At 71.2% G+C, this 18,419-nt stretch carries 15 protein-coding genes; 6 read left to right on the top strand and 9 right to left on the bottom strand.

Going from position 1 to position 18,419, the window contains the following annotated elements; translation table 11 throughout:
- Positions 1-111 precede the first annotated feature (111 nt).
- Both AB0M02_RS08010 and AB0M02_RS08005 read left to right on the top strand, forming a co-directional pair.
- Positions 112-399, top strand: coding sequence for a hypothetical protein (locus AB0M02_RS08010; RefSeq protein WP_364223397.1), 288 nt, complete (start codon positions 112-114; stop codon positions 397-399).
- Entirely contained in the window at positions 396-1,784 is a 1,389-nt protein-coding gene (locus AB0M02_RS08005; RefSeq protein WP_364223395.1) for an alpha/beta hydrolase, read from the top strand. Before AB0M02_RS08010 ends, AB0M02_RS08005 begins: the two co-directional genes overlap by 4 nt.
- On the opposite strand, the gene glmS is transcribed toward AB0M02_RS08005, so the two are convergent.
- Positions 1,771-3,654: a glutamine--fructose-6-phosphate transaminase (isomerizing) gene (gene glmS / locus AB0M02_RS08000; protein WP_364223393.1), complete on the bottom strand. Its 1,884-nt coding sequence runs from the start codon at positions 3,652-3,654 to the stop codon at positions 1,771-1,773. The genes AB0M02_RS08005 and glmS overlap by 14 nt on opposite strands.
- A 160-nt stretch (positions 3,655-3,814) precedes the next feature.
- Here glmS and AB0M02_RS07995 point away from each other — a divergent pair, with 160 nt between their 5' ends.
- Positions 3,815-4,576 carry an MmpS family transport accessory protein gene (locus AB0M02_RS07995; protein WP_364223391.1) on the top strand — a complete coding sequence of 254 codons (762 nt, stop codon included), beginning with the start codon at positions 3,815-3,817 and terminating at the stop codon, positions 4,574-4,576.
- A 9-nt stretch (positions 4,577-4,585) separates the two neighbouring features.
- Positions 4,586-5,758: a pyridoxal phosphate-dependent aminotransferase gene (locus AB0M02_RS07990; protein ID WP_364223389.1), complete on the top strand. Its 1,173-nt coding sequence runs from the start codon at positions 4,586-4,588 to the stop codon at positions 5,756-5,758.
- Positions 5,759-5,794: 36 nt separating this feature from the next.
- On the opposite strand, the gene glmM is transcribed toward AB0M02_RS07990, so the two are convergent.
- The 3 genes from glmM to rplM form a co-directional block, all read right to left on the bottom strand.
- On the bottom strand, positions 5,795-7,147 hold the full coding sequence (gene glmM / locus AB0M02_RS07985) for a phosphoglucosamine mutase (RefSeq protein WP_364223387.1): 1,353 nt from the start codon (positions 7,145-7,147) through the stop codon (positions 5,795-5,797).
- 166 nt (positions 7,148-7,313) lie between these two features.
- On the bottom strand, positions 7,314-7,811 hold the full coding sequence (gene rpsI / locus AB0M02_RS07980; RefSeq protein WP_364223385.1) for a 30S ribosomal protein S9: 498 nt from the start codon (positions 7,809-7,811) through the stop codon (positions 7,314-7,316).
- A gap of 20 nt (positions 7,812-7,831) precedes the next feature.
- Positions 7,832-8,275: a 50S ribosomal protein L13 gene (gene rplM / locus AB0M02_RS07975; RefSeq protein ID WP_122976267.1), complete on the bottom strand. Its 444-nt coding sequence runs from the start codon at positions 8,273-8,275 to the stop codon at positions 7,832-7,834.
- A gap of 667 nt (positions 8,276-8,942) precedes the next feature.
- Between rplM and AB0M02_RS07970 the strand changes: the two genes are divergently transcribed.
- Positions 8,943-10,088 carry a uroporphyrinogen-III synthase gene (locus tag AB0M02_RS07970; RefSeq protein ID WP_364223382.1) on the top strand — a complete coding sequence of 382 codons (1,146 nt, stop codon included), beginning with the start codon at positions 8,943-8,945 and terminating at the stop codon, positions 10,086-10,088.
- Positions 10,089-10,203: 115 nt separating this feature from the next.
- On the opposite strand, the gene AB0M02_RS07965 is transcribed toward AB0M02_RS07970, so the two are convergent.
- From AB0M02_RS07965 to AB0M02_RS07945, 5 genes are all read right to left on the bottom strand, one after another.
- Positions 10,204-11,817 (bottom strand): GGDEF domain-containing protein, encoded by a 1,614-nt coding sequence (locus tag AB0M02_RS07965; RefSeq protein WP_364223380.1) that lies wholly within the window; start codon positions 11,815-11,817, stop codon positions 10,204-10,206.
- Between the two features lie 100 nt (positions 11,818-11,917).
- On the bottom strand, positions 11,918-12,550 hold the full coding sequence (locus AB0M02_RS07960; RefSeq protein WP_364223378.1) for an ATP/GTP-binding protein: 633 nt from the start codon (positions 12,548-12,550) through the stop codon (positions 11,918-11,920).
- A complete protein-coding gene (locus tag AB0M02_RS07955; protein WP_364223375.1) occupies positions 12,531-12,893 on the bottom strand; it encodes a DUF742 domain-containing protein in 363 nt (120 codons plus the stop codon). Before AB0M02_RS07955 ends, AB0M02_RS07960 begins: the two co-directional genes overlap by 20 nt.
- A 42-nt stretch (positions 12,894-12,935) precedes the next feature.
- On the bottom strand, positions 12,936-13,343 hold the full coding sequence (locus AB0M02_RS07950; RefSeq protein ID WP_364223372.1) for a roadblock/LC7 domain-containing protein: 408 nt from the start codon (positions 13,341-13,343) through the stop codon (positions 12,936-12,938).
- Positions 13,340-16,300: a nitrate- and nitrite sensing domain-containing protein gene (locus AB0M02_RS07945; protein WP_364223369.1), complete on the bottom strand. Its 2,961-nt coding sequence runs from the start codon at positions 16,298-16,300 to the stop codon at positions 13,340-13,342. The genes AB0M02_RS07950 and AB0M02_RS07945 overlap by 4 nt, the downstream gene beginning before the upstream one ends.
- A gap of 576 nt (positions 16,301-16,876) precedes the next feature.
- Between AB0M02_RS07945 and AB0M02_RS07940 the strand changes: the two genes are divergently transcribed.
- A complete protein-coding gene (locus AB0M02_RS07940; RefSeq protein ID WP_364223366.1) occupies positions 16,877-18,304 on the top strand; it encodes a hypothetical protein in 1,428 nt (475 codons plus the stop codon).
- Positions 18,305-18,419: the final 115 nt, after the last annotated feature.

Below are 18,419 nucleotides of genomic sequence, written 5' to 3'. Positions count from 1 at the left end.
CGATCCTCCGCCAGCCCTGTGGACAGCCGCCGGCGTTGTCCACAGGCCGCCCACAACTCCCCGCCCGGCCCCTAACGTCGTCGCATCCCTTCGTCTCCCGGGAGGCAACGCATGAACCCCGATTTCCAGGCCGGCACCGATGAGCTGCGCCAGACCGCGTCGTCCCTGTCCGGCACGGCCGCTCGCGTCACCGGCGCGGCGGCCTCGGCACCGTTCCCCGCGCCCTCCCCACGCTGGGCCACGACCGCCGCCGCTCAACTCGCCGCCACGGCCGCCCGTGACCTGCTGGCACAGCTCGGCGCGGACACCGAGGAGACGGCCCGGCAGATCCGTGCCGCGGCGGAGGCCTACGAGGAGGCCGACGCCCGTGCCGCCGCCCGCCTCCGGCTCGGCCGATGACCGCTGACGCCGCGGTCCATCTGCGACTTCGCGGCACCGATCCGGCCCGCTGGCCGGCGACGGCGTCGGCCTGGCGTCGCTGGGCCGCGCTGGCCGGCGTGCTCCGGGCGGAGTTCGGCCCGCTCGCCGACCGGCTGCGGGCGGCGTGGTCCGGACCGGCCGGCGACGCGGCCAGGGCCCGGATCCTCGCAATGGGCCGTCGGCTGGCCGTCTTCCGTCTTCTCTGCTGGCGTGCCGATCAGGCGCTGAGTGAGTTCGGAGCCGCGGTGGCGCGGGCCCGCGCGCTGCTCGACCGGGCGCGCGGGCGTGCCGCGCGCTCCGGCCTGGTCATCGACGATCGGGGTACGGTGCACGGCCACGCTCCCGACGCGGAGGCGGTGGTGGCGGATCTCACCGCGGCCGTGTCGGTCGCCGCACGGGCCGACGAGGACGCCGCGGCCCGCCTGACCCGGCTGACCGGCGAGGCGACGCCGCCCCGCGGTCCCGCTCCACCGTCCTGCACTGCCGCATCGTCAGAGGTCCGGCGCTGGTGGGGCACCCTGACACCGCCCGAGCGCAACTGGGTGCTCGCCACGGCGCCCGGCTCGGTGGCCTTCACCGACGGCATCCCGGTCGCCGACCGGGACCTGGCCAACCGCCTCCTGCTCGCCGGCCCTCCCGAGTTGAGCGCGCGGTTGGAGGACGACTCGGGGCCGCGTGCCTACCTGGTGGGCCTCGACACCGCCGGTGACGGGCGGGCAGTGGTGGCGTTCGGTGATCCGGACCGGGCCGGGCACGTGCTCACCCACGTGCCCGGCATGACCTCCGACCTGGACTCGCTCGGCCGGGAGCTGAGGCGGGCCGAGCGGGTGGCGGTCCGGGCCGCCGAGCTGGACCCGGCGAGGTCGGCCGGCACGGTGGTCTGGCTGGACTACGACGCGCCCGACTTCCTCCACGAGGCGCTCTCGGACCGGCAGGCCCGCGACGGCGCGGCCGATCTGCGGCGCTTCCAGGAGGGTCTGCGGGCCGGGCACGAGGGTCCGCGCCCGGATCTCACCGTGCTCGGGCACAGCTACGGCTCGCTGGTGGTCGGGCGCGCGGCCACCGGTGGCCCGCTGGAGGCCGACCGGCTGATCTTCGTCGGCTCGCCGGGAGTCGGCGTCGACTCGGCCGCCGACCTGACCGTCCCGGCGGGCCAGGTCTGGGCGTCGACGGCCCGCAGTGACGTGATCCGCCATGTGACGTGGTTCGGCCGGGACCCGAGCGAGCCCGGTTTCGGCGGACGGGTCTTCCCCAGTCAGCCGGACGCCGGGCACTCGGGTTACTGGGACGCCGGCGGTCCCGCCCTGGACGCGCTGGCGACGCTCACCCTGGGCGGGACACCGCCGCCGGTCACTCCACCGTGACGGACTTGGCCAGGTTGCGGGGCTGGTCGACGTCGTGGCCGCGGGCGGCGGCGATCTCGCAGGCGAGGATCTGCAGGGGCACGGTGGTCACCAGGGGTGCGAGCAGCGTGGGGGTGTGCGGGACCGTGATGAGGTGGTCGGCGTACGCGCGGACGGCCTCGTCGCCCTCCTCGGCGATCACGATGGTGCGGGCACCGCGGGCGCGGACCTCCTGGATGTTGGAGACGACCTTGTCGCGGATGACGCCGCGGCCGGCCGGGGACGGCACCACGCAGACCACCGGGGTGCCCTCGTCGATCAGGGCGATCGGGCCGTGCTTGAGCTCGCCGGCGGCGAAGCCCTCGGCGTGCATGTAGGCGAGCTCCTTCAGCTTCAGGGCGCCCTCCAGGGCGACCGGGAAGCCGACGTGGCGGCCGATGAACAGGACCGTGGAGGCGGTCTTCAGGTCGCGGGCGAGCGCGCGGACGTCCTCCATCCCGGCGAGCAGGTCGCGCAGGTTGTCCGGGGTGCGGCGCAGGCGGGAGACCACGGCGGCGACCTCGTCGGCGTACATGACGCCGCGGATCTGGGCCAGGTGCAGGCCGATCAGGTAGCACGCGACCAGCTGGGTGATGAAGGCCTTGGTCGAGGCGACCGCGATCTCCGGGCCGCCGTGGGTGTAGAGCACGGCGTCCGACTCACGCGGGATGGTCGAGCCGTTGGTGTTGCAGATGGCCAGGACCCGGGCCTTTTGGTCCTTGGCGTGCCGGATCGCCATCAGCGTGTCCATCGTCTCGCCGGACTGGCTGATCGCGATCACCAGGGTGGACCGGTCGAGGATCGGGTCGCGGTACCGGAACTCGCTGGCGAGCTCGACCTCGCACGGGATGCGGACCCAGTGCTCGATCGCGTACTTCGCCACCATGCCGGCGTGGTACGCCGTGCCGCAGGCGACGATGAAGACCTTGTCGACGTCGCGCAGGTCCTGGTCGGTGAGGCGGACCTCGTCCAGCAGGATCTCGCCGCGCTCGGAGAGACGGCCCAGCAGCGTGTCCGCGATGGCCTGCGGCTGCTCGGCGATCTCCTTGAGCATGAAGTAGTCGTAACCGCCCTTCTCCGCGGCCGAGGCGTCCCAGTCGATGTGGAACTCCTTGCCGATGGCGGCAGCGCCGTCGAAGTCGGTGATCTCGATGCCGTCCGGGGTGATCAGGACGACCTGGTCCTGGCCCAGCTCGACCGCCTCGCGGGTGTGCTCGATGAACGCCGAGACGTCGCTGGCCAGGAAGTTCTCCCCGTTGCCTCGGCCGACCACGAGCGGCGAGTTGCGCCGGGCTGCGACCACGGCGTCCGGCACGGCCACGTCGACGGCGAGCAGCGTGAAGGCGCCCTCCAGACGGCGGACCACGCGGCGCATGCCCTCGGCGAGCAGGGCCGGGCTGTCCTGGCCGCCGGACTCGCGCAGCGCGCGCATCTCGGCCGCGAGCAGGTGGGCCGCGCACTCGGTGTCGGTGTCGCTGCGGAACTCGACGCCGGTCGCCTCGAGCTCGGCACGCAGCTTCGCGAAGTTCTCGATGATGCCGTTGTGGATGACGGCGACCTGGCCGTCGGCCGAGAGGTGCGGGTGGGCGTTGCGGTCGGTGGGCCCGCCGTGTGTGGCCCAGCGGGTGTGCCCGATACCGGTGGTGCCGGCGTCGATGCCGGTGCCCGTGCGCTCGGCGAGTGCCTTCTCGAGGTTGGCGAGCTTGCCGGCCTTCTTCTCGGTCTGAACCAGCTCGCTGTCGATGACGGCGACACCGGCGGAGTCATATCCGCGGTACTCCAAGCGGCGGAGCCCGTCGATGACGATGCTCAACGCCGGACGATTGCCTACGTAACCCACGATCCCACACATGCCGGGCAGCGTAGCCGACTTTCACTCAAAGCGCATGCGCAAGAGGTGCACTTTCGAGCAGCTCCCGTGATCGAAACAATAGCCCACCGCCGCCGCCCCCGTACGGTCGAGGTGCACCGCTGGCGTACCGTCGGCTACGGCGCCCCGATCTGGAGGAAAGATGAGCGAGCCGATGCCGCCGCGACCACCGGAGTTCAAGCCGGGGCAGGCCACCCCTCAGCCGTACGAGCCGGCACCGGAATACCCTCCGACCTCCCAGTTCCCGCCGGTCAACTACGCACCCCCGGGCTACGAGCCGGACTACGGCGAGGGTGGCTACCCGCCGCCCGGCTATCCGCCGCCGCACTACCCTGAGCAGCCCGGATACCCCGGATACCCGCCGTCTCCGCCGCCGCGCCGCAGCAACAAGCCACTGATCGCGGTCATCATCGCCGTCTCCGTGCTGCTCTGCGGCGGTGTCGTCACCTCCGGCGTGCTGCTCGTCCAGCGGGCCACCGACAAGGCGGAGCAGGTGGTCGCGCCGATCCTCGACCCGACGCTGCCGGCCTTCCCGACCGACGCGCCGGAGATCCCGCTGCCCAGCGACCTCCCGGAGTTTCCGACCGATCTGCCCGATCTTCCGAATCTCGGTGAAGGCCGGAAAATCACCGTGACGTATGAGGTGACCGGCGACGGTCCGGCCAGGATCCTCTACACCGAACAGCTGGGTAAGACGCCGAAGGTGATCGAGAACGTCGACCTGCCATGGAAGGCGACCACCACGATGGAGGGTGCCGCCCTGGTCTCGGTCACCGCGCAGCGGATGAATCCGGACGAGGGCTCGATCACCTGTCGTGCCACGGTCGACGGGGAGAAGGCCGACGAGAAGACCGCCGAGGGAGCCCTCGCCACGACCACGTGCAACAAGCTGGTCTTCAATTAGTGTGTCTGCGTGACCGATCCCCTGGTTGAGCGGATGCGCCCCTTCGGCACCACGATCTTCACCGAGATGTCGGCGCTCGCCGTGCGGACCGGTGCGGTCAACCTGGGACAGGGCTTCCCGGACACCGACGGGCCGCCGGAGATGCTCGCCGCGGCCGCCGAGGCGCTGGCCACCGGCGCGAATCAGTACCCGCCGCTCACCGGCATCCCGCCGCTGCGTGCCGCGATCGCCGCACACGAGCAGCGGTTCTGGGGCCTCGAGCGGGACCCGGACACCCAGGTCGCGGTCACGGCCGGCGCCACCGAGGCGGTCGCCGCCGCGATCCTGGCGCTGTGCGAGCCCGGCGACGAGGTGGTCTGCTTCGAGCCCTACTACGACTCGTACGCCGCCTCGATCACCCTCGCCGGCGCCGTCCGCAGGCCGGTCACGCTGCGCCCCGGCCCGTCCGGGCGATACGAGTTCGACGAGGCCGAGTTACGGGCGGCGTTCACCGGGCGCACCCGCCTGGTCCTGCTCAACTCACCACACAACCCCACCGGCAAGGTTTTCACGCCCGAAGAGCTGCGCCTGGTCGCCGGCCTTTGCCAGGAGCATGATGCGTACGCGGTGACCGACGAGGTCTACGAGCACCTGGTGTTCCCGGACGCCTCCGCGCCGCACGTGCCGCTGGCGACCCTGCCCGGCATGCTGGAGCGCACCCTGCGGATCTCCTCGGCCGGCAAGACCTTCTCCTGTACGGGGTGGAAGGTCGGATGGGCCACCGGACCGGCGCGGCTGGTGTCGGCGATGGTCCGCGTCAAGCAGTTCCTGACGTTCGTCAACGCCGCACCGCTGCAGCCCGCCGTGGCCGTGGCGCTCGGCCTGCCGGACAGCTACTTCACCGGCTTCACGGCCGGCCTGCGGGAACGCCGGGATCACCTGGTCGCCGGGCTCACCGACGCCGGCCTGGCCGTGCTGCCCTCCGAGGGCACCTACTTCGTGACCGCCGACATCCGGCCGCTCGGCGGCACCGACGGCGTCGAGTTCTGCCGTGAGCTTCCCCTGCGGTGCGGCGTGGTGGCCGTGCCCACCCAGGTCTTCTACGACCATCAGGAGGCCGGGCGGCACCTCATCCGGTTCGCGTTCTGCAAGCGCGCCGAGGTGATCGACGAGGCCGTCCAGCGCCTCAAGAACCTGAACTGACGGCAGGGGCCGGACACCGGCCCCTGCCGCAGAAGATCACGCCGGGCTGGCCGACCGGACCTCGTCCGCGATCCGCTCCGCGACGGTACGCGCCTTCTCCTCGGTGGCGGCCTCGACCATCACCCGGACCAGCGGCTCGGTGCCCGACGGCCGCAGCAGCACCCGCCCGGTCTCGCCCAGCTCGTTCTCCGCCAGGGCGACCGCGGCCTGAACGGTCGGCGCGGCGGCTCCGGCCTCCCGGTTGCCGACCTTCACGTTGATCAGCACCTGTGGCAGCTTGTGCACGACCGCGGCCAGGTCGGCCAGCGACTTGCCGCTCGCCGCCACCTGCGCCATCAGGTGCAGGCCGGTCAGCACGCCGTCGCCGGTGGTGGCGAACGCCGGCATCACGATGTGCCCGCTCTGCTCGCCGCCGAGCGCCAGGCCGTCGTTCTGCAGCTCCTCCAGCACGTACCGGTCGCCGACCTTTGTCTCGACCAGCTTGATGCCGGCCTGCTTCATCGCGATCCGCAGGCCCAGGTTGCTCATCACGGTGGCGACCAGCGTGTCGTCGGTGAGCGTGCCGGCGTCCCGCATCGCCAGCGCCAGGATCGCCATGATCTGGTCGCCGTCGACGACGTCACCGGACGCGGTGACCGCCAGGCAGCGGTCGGCGTCACCGTCGTGGGCGAGCCCGAGGTCGGCGCCCTCTCGCAGGACCGCGTCGATCACCTTGTCCAGGTGGGTGGAGCCGCAGTCGTCGTTGATGTTCAGACCGTCCGGCTCCGCGTGGATCGCGATCACCTCGGCGCCGGCTTCCCGGTACGCCACCGGCCCGACCTCGCTGGCCGCGCCGTTCGCGCAGTCCACGACGACCTTCAGGCCTTCGAGACGGTTCGGGAGCGACTCGATCAGGTGCTTGATGTAGTGCTCGGCGCCGTCGAGCAGGTCGTGCACCCGCCCGATCCCGGCGCCGGTGGGGCGGCCGAGCAGCCCGTGGCCGTCCTCGACCGCGCGCTCGATGCGCTCCTCCAGCTCGTCCGGCAGCTTGGTGCCACCCGCGGCGAAGAGCTTGATCCCGTTGTCCGGCATGGGGTTGTGCGAGGCGGAGAGCATGACGCCCAGATCGGCATTGGTCTGCCCCACGAGGTACGCCACCGCGGGCGTGGGCAGCACGCCCACCCGCACCACGTTGGCTCCGGCACTGGTCAGGCCCGCGACGACCGCGGCCTCCAGCATCTCGCCGCTGGCCCGGGGGTCACGCCCCACGATCGCGAGCGGCTGATGACTGCTGTCGGCCTCGACCAGGACCCGCGCGGCCGCGACCGCGACCGAGAGAGCCAGTTCGGGAGTGAGCAGTTCGCCGTTCGCGAGGCCGCGAACGCCGTCAGTGCCGAAGAGTCGCCCCATGGCGGCTTCCTTTCGCCGGTGACACGCAGACCTCAAGCTTGCGACAGCGAAAGGCCAGGCAGGAGTACCGGAACGGCTAGTTGGGGAGGGAGTAAAACGGCAACGGCCGAGCACGCCTCCTGGGCTGGAGGTGTGCTCGACCGTTGGTCGAACATCGCGCGAGAAATCAGCGCTTCGAGTACTGCGGGGCCTTACGGGCCTTCTTGAGACCGTACTTCTTGCTCTCCTTGACCCGGGCGTCACGGGTCAGGAAGCCGGCCTTCTTCAGGGCGGGGCGGTCGTCGGGCTCGTCCGCGATGAGCGCGCGGGCGATGCCGAGACGCAGCGCGCCGGCCTGGCCGGTGATGCCGCCACCGCGGAGGTTGGCGATCACGTCGAACTGCTCGGTGCGCTCGGTGGTCACGAGCGGCTCACGGATGAGCTGCTGGTGCACCTTGCTCGGGAAGTAGTTCTCCAGGTCCCGGCCGTTGCAGGTGATCTTGCCGGTGCCGGGCACGAGACGCACCCGGACGATGGCCTCCTTGCGGCGGCCAACGGTCTGGACCGGACGGTCACCGGGACGCGGGGCGCGGACCGGGGCCGGCGCGGGCGTCTCAACGACGACGACCGTCTCAGCGGGCTCCTCGACGGTCTCGACGACCTCGGGCTCGATGATGTCGGACATGCTGCTGCCTTCTCCCGCGCTCACTGCGCGATCTGCTTGATTTCGAACGGCTGCGGCTGCTGCGCGGCGTGCGGGTGCTCAGCGCCGGGGTAGACCTTCAGCTTCTTGATGATCTGACGGGCGAGCTTGTTGTGCGGGAGCATGCCCTTGACGGCCAGCTCGATCGCCTTCTCGGGGCGCTTCGACAGCAGCTCCTCGTAGCCGACCTGCTTCAGACCACCCGGGTAACCGGAGTGCCGGTAGGCAACCTTGGTCTGGCGCTTGTTGCCGGTCAGCGCTACCTTGCCCGCGTTGATGATCACCACGAAGTCGCCGGTGTCGACGTGCGGGGCGAACGTGGGCTTGTGCTTGCCGCGCAGAAGGGTCGCGGTGTGGGTGGCCAGCCGACCCAGAACGACGTCAGAAGCGTCGATAATGTGCCACTGACGCTCGATCTCACCCGGCTTCGGGCTGTACGTACGCACAGAATTACCTTGTCTCGTCGTCGGTCTGGGGGCGCGCGCTGACGGAGTCCAACTGCGCACCCCGAGGGGAACGCTCGCAGCAGTCGCACAACAGCAGGCAACAATACCCGGCCGCGCGGCGCGTGGTCAAAACGCACTGGCTTAAGTGCGCCGGTCTAGGGCGGGACCCCAAACAGGCCTAGTGTACTCCGCGCTCGGGACACGCCCGACTCGGGTCGGACAAGTCACTCAATGGCTCTTAGCAGGCTCGAAACAAAAGGGACGCCGGGCCGAAATTCGTCCCCGTCAGGCTTCGGGGCATGGCCAACGGTGCGGACCTTCCAACGACGCGGCCCGGGATTAGCCGATGCCGCGTTCGATGGCGCACCATGGAGAGACCACCGTCAGGGTTGAGGACGGACCTGACGGTGTCCGCCGGACCGGGAGACCGGTTCGGTGAGGAGGAGTCGCGGCGTGCCCCGGACGGAGGTACGGCGAGGAACGCAGGCGTGACATGGGAGCGGGTCTGCGCTGAGGACGGCGGGCCTCGAGCGTGCCCTTCGGTGGACCGTTCGGCCACGCCGCGACTTCTCGAACTATCTGCCCTTCTTGCACTACCAGCCCTTCTTGAACCACCAGCCCTTCTTGAACTGCGGGCTCCTCTCGAACTGTCAGCCCCGGGGATCGGATGATCGACCGGAACCCGGGTGCCAGGCGGGCGTCGCTGACCGCGGATGCGCTCGCTGAGCCGGCCGCGTCCCTCTCCGGTTACACCATCGGAGTGACCGCCGACCGCCGCAAGGACGAGCTGGCCACGCTCCTGGAGGCGCGCGGCGCCCGGGTGGTGCTGGCGCCGGCCCTGCGGATCGTTCCGATCTCCGACGACGCCGAGCTGCGCGCGGCCACCCGCGCCTGCCTCGACACGCCACCCGACATCGTGCTGGTCAACACCGGTATCGGGATGCGCGGCTGGCTCGAGGCCGCGGACGGCTGGGGCCTGGGCGAGCCGCTGCGCGCGGTGCTGACCCGCTCTCATCTCGTCGCCCGCGGCCCCAAGGCCCGCGCCGCCGTGCGCACCGCCGGGCTGCGCGACGACTGGTCGCCGGACGGCGAGGGCTTCGACGAGGTGGTCGAGCACCTCACCAACCGCGGCATCGCCGGCCTCACCGTCGCCATGCAGCTGCACGGTGAGAGTCAGCCGGAGTACACCGAGGCCCTGCAGACCGCCGGCGCCCGGGTGATCGAGGTGCCGGTCTACCGCTGGGCGCCGCCCACCGACCCGGCACCGCTGCACCGCCTGGTCGACCTGATCATCGGCAATCTGGTCGACGCGGTGACGTTCACCTCAGCCGCCGCCGTTCAGGCCGTCCTGCGCGCCGCCGGCACCGGCACCGACGCCCTCCTGGACGCCCTGCGCACCGACGTCCTCGCCGCGGCTGTCGGACCGGTCACCGCAGCACCGCTGAACCGGCAGGGCGTCCCGGTCTCCACGCCCAGCCGGGCCCGGCTCAGCGCCCTGGTCCGCACGATCGTGGACGAACTGCCCAAACGCGCCGTCACCCTGCAGGTCTCCGGCCACTCGCTCACCCTGCGCGGCCACGCCGCGATCGTCGACGGCGAGTTACGGCCGCTGGCCCCGGGCCCGATGGCCGTCCTGCGAGCCCTCGCCACCTCACCCGGCCGGGTCCTCTCCCGCGCCGCCCTGCTCCAGGCACTCCCCCGCGGCGCCGACGAGCACGCGGTCGAGATGGCGGTCGCCCGCCTCCGAGCCGGCCTGGCCGTCCCCGGAGTCGTCCAGACAGTCGTCAAACGGGGTTACCGAATCCCGGCCTAGGTTTTGATCTTGATCTGCCCCACGCACGCAGAATGAAGGGCCAGGGCCACCGAAGGTGGGCCCCGGCCCGGCCTCGGCGGGAGCGACGTCCTGTACGCCCCACCCAGCTACGACATCAGGCTCTTGATCCTGAATTTGATCTTCCGATGACCCGGTTGCGGCCGGAGTTCTTGGCGGCGTAGAGCCGGCGATCGGCCAGGGCGAGCAATTCGGCAGCGTCACCCGACTCCGCGCCCACGGCGACCCCGATGCTCACCGTCACCACCAGGCCCGGCGCAACGTCGTCCCACGGATAAGTCTCCACGGCATGGCGGATGCGCTCGGTCGCGGCCATCGCCTCCGTCGTGGACAGCTCGTGCAGAAGAACCGCGAACTCCTCGCCGCCATGGCGCGCCACCAGGTCGGCGTCGCGGCATCCGGCACGCAGCAGGCCCGCCAGACGGCGCAGCACCTCGTCGCCGACCTGGTGGGAGAACGAGTCGTTGACCCGTTTGAAGCGGTCCACGTCGATCAGCGCGACGGCGCGGCCCGCGACGCCGGCGATCAGCTGCTCGTCCAGGTGGCGGCGGTTGGCCAGACCGGTCAGGGGGTCCTCGAGCGCCACCCGCTGCAGGCTGTCGGCACGACGGCGCTCCTCCTCGGCGCGGGCCTTGGCCTGGTCGGTCTCCAGCCGGACCGCGGCGACCCGGGCGTTGCGCTGCGCCGCCTCCGACACCACCTCGCGGAACAGGTGGTGGAATTTTTTGTACGCGGCCAGCGCGGCGGCCACGTCACCGCCCTGCTCGTAGGCGGCGGCGAGATGTTCGCAGGACATCATCGCGGCGCTCTTGCTCTCGGCGATCTCGATGGCCCGGGTGAACAGCGCGATCGCCTCGTCGTGGCGATCGAGCGTCAGGCAGATCAGGCCTCTGGTGTCCAGGTGGTGCGTGATCGTGTAGGTGGTGTCGAGCGACGGGTCGAGCTGCCAGGACTCCAGGGTCGCCAGGGCGTTCTCCGCATGCCCGGCCAGCGACAGTCCCTCGGCGAGGTTGGCCACCGCGGTTGCCTCGTGGCGCCGGTTCCCGTGCCGCCGGGCGATCACCATGGCGGCCCGGGACCGCTCGGTCGCCTCCAGCGCGACCCGGACGGCGCCCTCCTCGTCGCCGTTGGCCCGCGCCTGCTCAGCCATGGCCAACAGGACGCACGCGGCGGTGTCGTGCAGGATGCCGTCGGCGTACTCGTCGCCGATCAGCCGGGCCGTCTCGGCACCCCGCTCGCAGGCCTCCAGAGCGAGGTCCAGTTGCTGGAGCGCCAGGTAGACGCACCCCAGAGCGGTGAGGACCGGGACGAACGCACCGAGGTCGCCGCCGGCCTCGGCCAGTTCCAGCGCGGTCAGGCACTCCGGCAGCGCCTCGGCGGGCTCGCCGCTGGAGACCAGCAGCCTGGCCACCTCACCGCGGGCACGTGCCTCGGCGGCCGGAAGGCCCAGCCCACGGAAGAGCTCGACGGCCCGCAGCGCGGCGGTGAGCGCCTCGGGGTACTCGTCCCGGTAACGGCGGCAGGTCGCGACGATCAGCAGCGCCTCGGCGAGAACCGAGCGGTCACCGGTCGCATGGGCGGCGGCCTCGGCCTCGGCGGCCAGCGCCATGGCGGCGGCGACGTCGAAACCCCGCAACAGGGCGCGCCCGCGCGTGATCAACTCGGCGGGCGTCTCCCGTTGGACAGCTGTCGCCTCGGACACACCTGCCATCGACCACCCCACCGTGGATGCAATCCGTCAACCGGAGCCCATCGGCCAGGGATGGGCGGGCCTGAGTGATCCAGCCCACCTCGCTCCGGACTCCGGAGCCTCAGCCGACCGTGGCTGGGTGCCCCTGTTCGTGTTCGGCGACCAGGGTCGCCATCGCGTGCTCGACCACCCCGATCAGCACCGCCTTGACCGACTCACGGTGACGCGCGTCGCACATCAGCAACGGAACCCGCTGCGGGATGGCCAGCGCCTCACGCACCTCCTCCGGCTCATACCGGGGAGCGCCGTCGAAGCAGTTGACCGCCACGAGGTACGGCAGGTGCCGGTTCTCGAAGTAGTCCAGTGGCGCGAACGCGTCGGTGAGCCGCCGGGTGTCGACGAGCACCGCCGCACCGACCGCACCCCGGATGAGCTCGTCCCACATGAACCAGAAGCGGGTCTGGCCCGGTGTGCCGAACAGGTAGAGGATCAGGTCGTCGGCCATCGTGATACGGCCGAAGTCCATCGCCACCGTGGTGCTGCCCTTGCCTGGCACCTTCGACGCGTCGTCGATGCCGGCGCCTGCAACGGTCATCACCGCCTCTGTGGTCAGCGGTTCGATCTCGGAGACCGCGCCGACGAGGGTCGTCTTGCCCACGCCGAACCCACCCGCGACAACGATCTTCGCCGAGGTGATCTCCGTGGGATGCGCCCCCGTACGCTTCCCCGCAGCGTCAGAGCTTGCGAAGTCCACTCAACACCCTTCCCAGCAGATCCATCCGCTCCGTGAACCCAGTCTTGGGAGCGGCACTGTGCAGCTGTAGCAGCCCGTCGGCGACCATGTCGGCGACGAGCACCCGGGTAACCCCCAGTGGCATCCGGGTTAGCGCCGCGAGTTCGGCGAGCGATTGTGCTTTCGGCTCACACAGCACGGCGAGGCGATACTTGTCGTGCCCGGCGAACCGTGCCTCTTGCACGGCCGCCGCCTCGGCGATCAGGACCGCCTCGATCGGTATGTCTCTGATCGGTTCGGTCCGCCCGCGGGTGACCGCGTACGGCCGCACCAGGTTGCCCCGGGGATCGTGCGGCTCGGTCATGTCGCGGTCACCTCGTCTCCGCCCGGGCATGCGCCCCGGCGTCTAGTAGCTCACGGCCTCGCGTGGCGCCGGCGAGAGTGCGGCGCCGACGCGTTCCACCAGGAGAGCCATCTCGTAGCCGACCTGACCGACGTCGCAACTGCGCGCCGCCAGGACGGCCAGTGATGAACCGTCGCTGATGGACATCAGGAAAAGATAGCCGCTCTCCATTTCGATGATGGTCTGTTGCACGTCTCCGGCGCTGAACATCCGCGACGCGCCGTCAGTGAGACTGACCACGCCGGACGTGATGGCCGCCAGCTGATCCGCCCGGTCCATTGGCAGGTCGCGGGACGATGCCAGCAATATGCCGTCCGCGGAGACCGCGACGACGTGCGCGACGCCGGCGACGCTGTCGGCGAAGTTGCTGAGCAGCCAGCCCATGTCTCGCATGGTGGGGGGCCTGGTCACTGTTCGCTCTCCTTAGGAACACGTGTAGCCGGGGCTGCGGATTCGGCAACGCCGTCCGTCCGCCCTCGTTGCACTCCCCTGTGGTACGCGGAAAGGAGCCCCCGCACCTCATCGGGACTGCGACGGTTCTGGGCCCGAGGCGAATTTTGCACCCCTCCGGGTACGAGTTGCGCCTGTGGGATCCGCTTGGGAAGGCCGGACCGTGTGGTGCCGGCATCCTGTGGTACGGAAGCAGCCATCGCCCGGTTCCACCCTTCGTCAGCCGCGGTGCGCCAGCGCTCCTCGTCCGAGCGGGGCCTCGGTGCGCCGCCGTTCCGATCGGCCGGCGGGCCGCTCGTGGGCGGGCTGCTGACCGGCGGGCTGCTTACCGGCGGGCTGGAGATCGGCGTGGTCCGCGGCGGTGCCGACATCGGCGCGCTGGAGACCGGTGCGCCGGAGGCCGGGACGCTCGATGCCGGGACGCTCGACGCCGGGACGCTTGACGCCGGGACGCTCGACGCCGGCACGGCGGAGACGGACCGCATGAGGGCGATGTCCGGCGGGGGTGCGTAACCGGCCGTCGGCATCCCGCGATGGTCCGCGAAGTTGTCGCCGTCGGCGAACCAGCTGTGCTGCATCTCCACCTGGATCGGCGCCTCGATCCGCGGCGGGATCTCGGGCAGCAGCGGCGGCAGCGCGGCCATCGCGGCACCCCAGCCCGGGGAGCTGACTCCGGCGGGCTCGGCGGCGACGGGCTCGGGCACGAACGGCTGATGTGCGACCGGCGCCGGCTGGGGTGCTTCGGGTTCCGGACGGGCGCGGCTCGGCAGCGGCGGGCGGTCCGGGGTCGGCCCGAGGTCGAGGTCGGAGAGGTCGGCCAGGGAGGCGGCCTGCTGCAGCCGGGAACGGCGCGGAGGTTCGGCCGGCGCCGGAGCGCTGCGGACCGGCGGCCGCTGCTCGGGGATGCGGGCCGGCCCGGCGGTCAGCTGCGGCGGCGGGCCGGGACGGGTCCAGCTCGCCGCGCGGATGGGAGCGGCCGGAACGCCGGGCATCACCACGATGTCGGAGGGGAGCGCGACCTCGGCGATCGTGCCGCCGTCATAGCCGGGGCGGAGTGCGACGCCGATGCCGTGCCGGGCGGCCAGGCGGCCGATCACCGCGAAACCCATCAGCCGGAACGCCGAGACGTCGACCTCGGACGGCTCCGAGAGGCGGCGGTTGATCTGCTCCATCTGATCGGCGGAGATGCCGAGACCACGGTCCTCGATCTGGATCAGGGCGTGGTCGCCGTTGCGCCCGCCGTGTGCCACGACGACGGTGGTCGGCGGGGAGAACCGGGTGGCGTTGTCGAGCAGTTCGGCGATCAGGCGTACGACGTCGTTGACGGCGGCCGACGCGATCAGGATGTCGGTGTCGATCGAGCCGAACTCGATCCGGTGGTAGAGCTCCACCTCGGACTGCGCGGCCCGGAGCGCGTCCACGAGCAGCGCGTCCTCGCGGCGCGGCGCACCGACGTCGGCGCCGGCCAGCACCAGCAGGTTCTCGTCGTTGCGGCGCATCCGGGTGGCGAGGTGGTCGAGCTCGAAGAGGCGGGCCAGCCGCTTCGGGTCCTCCTCCAGGCGCTCGATCTGGTCGAGCTCGCCGATCATCCGGTCGACCAGCGCCTGGCTGCGCCGGGCGAGGCTGAGGAACATCGTGGAGACGCTGGTCCGCAGCGCGGCCTGCTCGGCGGCGACCCGGATGGCCTCCCGGTGCACCATGTTGAACGCCTCGGCGACCTGGCCGAACTCGTCGTCCTCGGTGACCCGGATGGGGTCCCGGGTCTGCTCCAGGATGCGGTCGACACCGCCCTCGCCGATGTTGTCCACGTCCTGCAGACGGGTCACCGCGTCGGGCAGGTCGCGGTTGGCCACCGCGAGGGCGCCCTCGCGCAGCCGGCGAACCGAGAGGTTCAGCGCGCGGCCCAGGTAGAACGCGATGGCGATGGCGGCGATCAGGATGGCCAGCACGAGGATGAACTCAAGCGTCGCCCGCCGCGAACTCGCCGAGCTCTCGTCCTCGGCCACGGTCACCACGTAGCCCTCGAGCTGCCGTTCCGCACCGCGGAAGAGCTCGATGACGTCGGTGAAAGCGTCGCTGATCTCGAACGGCGTGGCGGCCGCGGGACCGGTCAGCCGGGTGGCGAGGTTGTCGGCGACGTTGAGCGCCTCGTTCTCGACCACCGAGTCGACCAGGGCCACCTGTTGCGCGCCGGCGACCGAGCGGAAGTCGGCGAGCGAGTCGTTGCGCACCGCACGAGCGCCGGCCAGGGCGTTCTGCTGGTCCAGGCCGAACTGACCGCTCAGCCGGGCCACATAGGACACCGCGGCCTGCTCGGCGGAGGCGGCCTCGGCCTTGGTGAAGAACGCCAGCGCGCTCAGGTTGTCGGCCGCCTCGCCGGGCTCGGTGATCTGGCTGACCGCGGCCTCGTAACCGGCCAGGCCGGCCAGGGCCTCGCTGTAGCGGCGGGCCACGTCGGTGACCTCGGCCGCCCGGTCGTTGACACCCTCGCGGGCACCGTCGAGCGTCTTGAGCTTGTCGTCGATGACAAGCAGCCGGTCGTTCACCGCGGCCGGGACGTCGGCGATCGCGGCGCGGTTGGCCCGGAAGATCTGCACCTGCGCGTCGACCGACTTGACGGCCTCGCGGAATCCGGTCGCCGCGGTTTCCGGCACGGCCAGGTAGGTGATCGCGGCCATCCGCTCGTCGTGCAGCAGCCGGGTCAGGCTCGACAGGTCGATGCCCAGCTCCGCCAGGTCGGCGACCCGCGCGGCGTCAGTGGCCCGTTCGCCGACCTCGACCAGACGGATCGTCGCCAGCGCCAGCACGGCGGTCAGCGGCAGGACGAGCAGTGCGGCGAGCTTGGTCCGCAGGCCCGCGTCCCGCAGGCGCGGGAGGCCGCCACGTCGCGCAGCCAGGGCCGAGGATCCCGTGCTCACGACATCTCCTTCGCGGTCGTCTCCGCCCCGCTCGGACACAGGACCAGGGGGCCCACCAGAGACTGCGGTCCGGCCCCGTCCGGTACCCGCAGCAGGGCCCGCGCCGTTTTCGGCACGGCGGCGATTTCATCAGAACGCCGGACCCTTTGGGAAGCCTGGATCCTCCCGGAAAACATTCGGCTGTCCTGGTGATAACGACGCGCGGACCTTGATCCTGGTACCGCTCCCGGCGTTGACGTGCGCGAATGCCTCACACGCAACCATCCGTAACGACACGGTCACTGAACACTCCCGCCATTCCAACCACTATGTGGGAAATCCGTCCCGTGACCTCGGTTTTAGCTGGCGTCTCACGTTCGCAAGGATTGACGAGAGGCGACGGACTCGTTGTCCGTGCCGCACAGTGTCCACTCCGGACGGTCACATGGCAAATATTCCGTACGTCGCCCACAGCTCACCGAGAGTGGCGAAAATTGAACGACTCTCATCGATTTTTCAAGATCGTGACTTTAGGCTGCCTTAAGAACGGAGTACCGGACTGGCGCGTCGCACGCGGCATTCCGTAACGTGCCGGGCATGGCATTTCGGAGCTGGGTGAAGCTATTGGCCACAACCGCCGCGGCGGCAGCAGTGGTCGGAGCCGGCCAACTCGGCATCGCCTACGGGCTCGGTATGGTCCGCCTGGACCTTGATCTCGATGTGACTCTACGTGATCAATGGACGGCGCAACTGGCCTGGGTCGCCTGGATCACGATGACCGCCGCGGCGTTCGGCGCCATCGTCGGCACAGGCCTTCGCCCTCGGTGGCGACCACAGCAGGTGGGCATGGGCGGCGCGCTCGCCATGGGCATGGCGGGCGGCCTCGGCGCCCTCGCGGTGCTTCCGCTGACCATGCAGCCCGCGCGGGCCGCGCTGATCGACGGCGTACGCCCGGTCTTCGTCATCGGCGTCTGCGCCGGTCTCGCCGCGGCCGTCGGCATCTTCGCCGCCTGGGCCGCCGCGGCCAAGGCGGTGGCCCGGTGGAACCTGGCCACCCTGACCGTGCTGGTCTGGATCGTCGCCCTCGTCTCCGTCACGCCGTCCCTGCTGCCCGGCCGCACCCCGGAAGCGCCCCGCCTGGGCGTCCTCGGGGGCAGCCTCATCCCGGAGGCGGTCGCCGACCGGACCCCGTTCCTCACGATGCCGGTGCTGGCCCTGCTCGCCGGGCTGATCCTCGGCTGGGTGGCCCGTGGCCGGCGTAAGTCGACCCTGGCCGTGGCACTCACCGGGCTGGCCGGTCCGGCCCTGCTCACCGTCGCCTACCTGATCGCGGGCCCCGGGCAGGACGGCGCCGGTTTCGCCTTCAGCCCGTACTGGGCGGCGATGATCGCCAGCGGCGCCGGCGTGCTCGGATCGGTGCTGGCCGCGATCGTGCGCGGCGCTCCCGAGTCGAGCCCGGCCGAGGAACTCGGCAGGCCCGGCGGTTCACCCTCCAACTCGTCGGCTCCGCCTTCGTCCGAGCCGTCCACCGGCAACGCGTCCCTACCTCAGCGGCACGCGCCGAGCCAGTCCGCGATCGCCGCGGTCGCAGCGGCGGCGGCACAGCGTCCCGAGGCACAGCTGCGCCCGTCGGACACCGGGGTCTTCTCGGTGGCCGAGCGCCCGCATCCGCTCGCGGATCTCGCCAACAACGTCCCGGCCAACGCGGTCGGGTCACCCTTTTCCTCGGGTACGGGTACGCCCTTCACCCAGCAGCCGGAGGAGCCCCGCTTCTCGGGTCAGCAGGCGCCGGCCGCCCCCGCACCGAACCCGCGCCGAGGCTGGCGCACCCGTCGTTCCGCCCCGGAGAACCCACCCGCGCCGGCACCGTCGTTCAACGGTTTCGCCGCCCCGCAGCCCGCGCCGCGTACCGGCGTCGACACCGCTCCGGCGCAGCGCACGCCCCTGACACCCGACTCGATCCTGCCGCCGGAGGGCAGGGACTCCGAATACGTCAGCTGGGTGAACAGGCTGGGCAACTCCTGAAATATCGCTGAACGCCGATGGAATGACTGGACCGGGAGGTACCGCCGAGCCACCACGCCGATGACGATTGTCGATGTCCGGGTCTCATCCCCCACTCGACGGCATCGGAGTCCGA

The sequence above is a fragment of the Actinoplanes sp. NPDC051861 genome, assembly GCF_040681145.1.
Lineage (GTDB): Bacteria > Actinomycetota > Actinomycetes > Mycobacteriales > Micromonosporaceae > Actinoplanes.
Note: the sequence above shows the minus strand (reverse complement) of the source record. Positions and strands in the feature narration are given on the sequence as shown.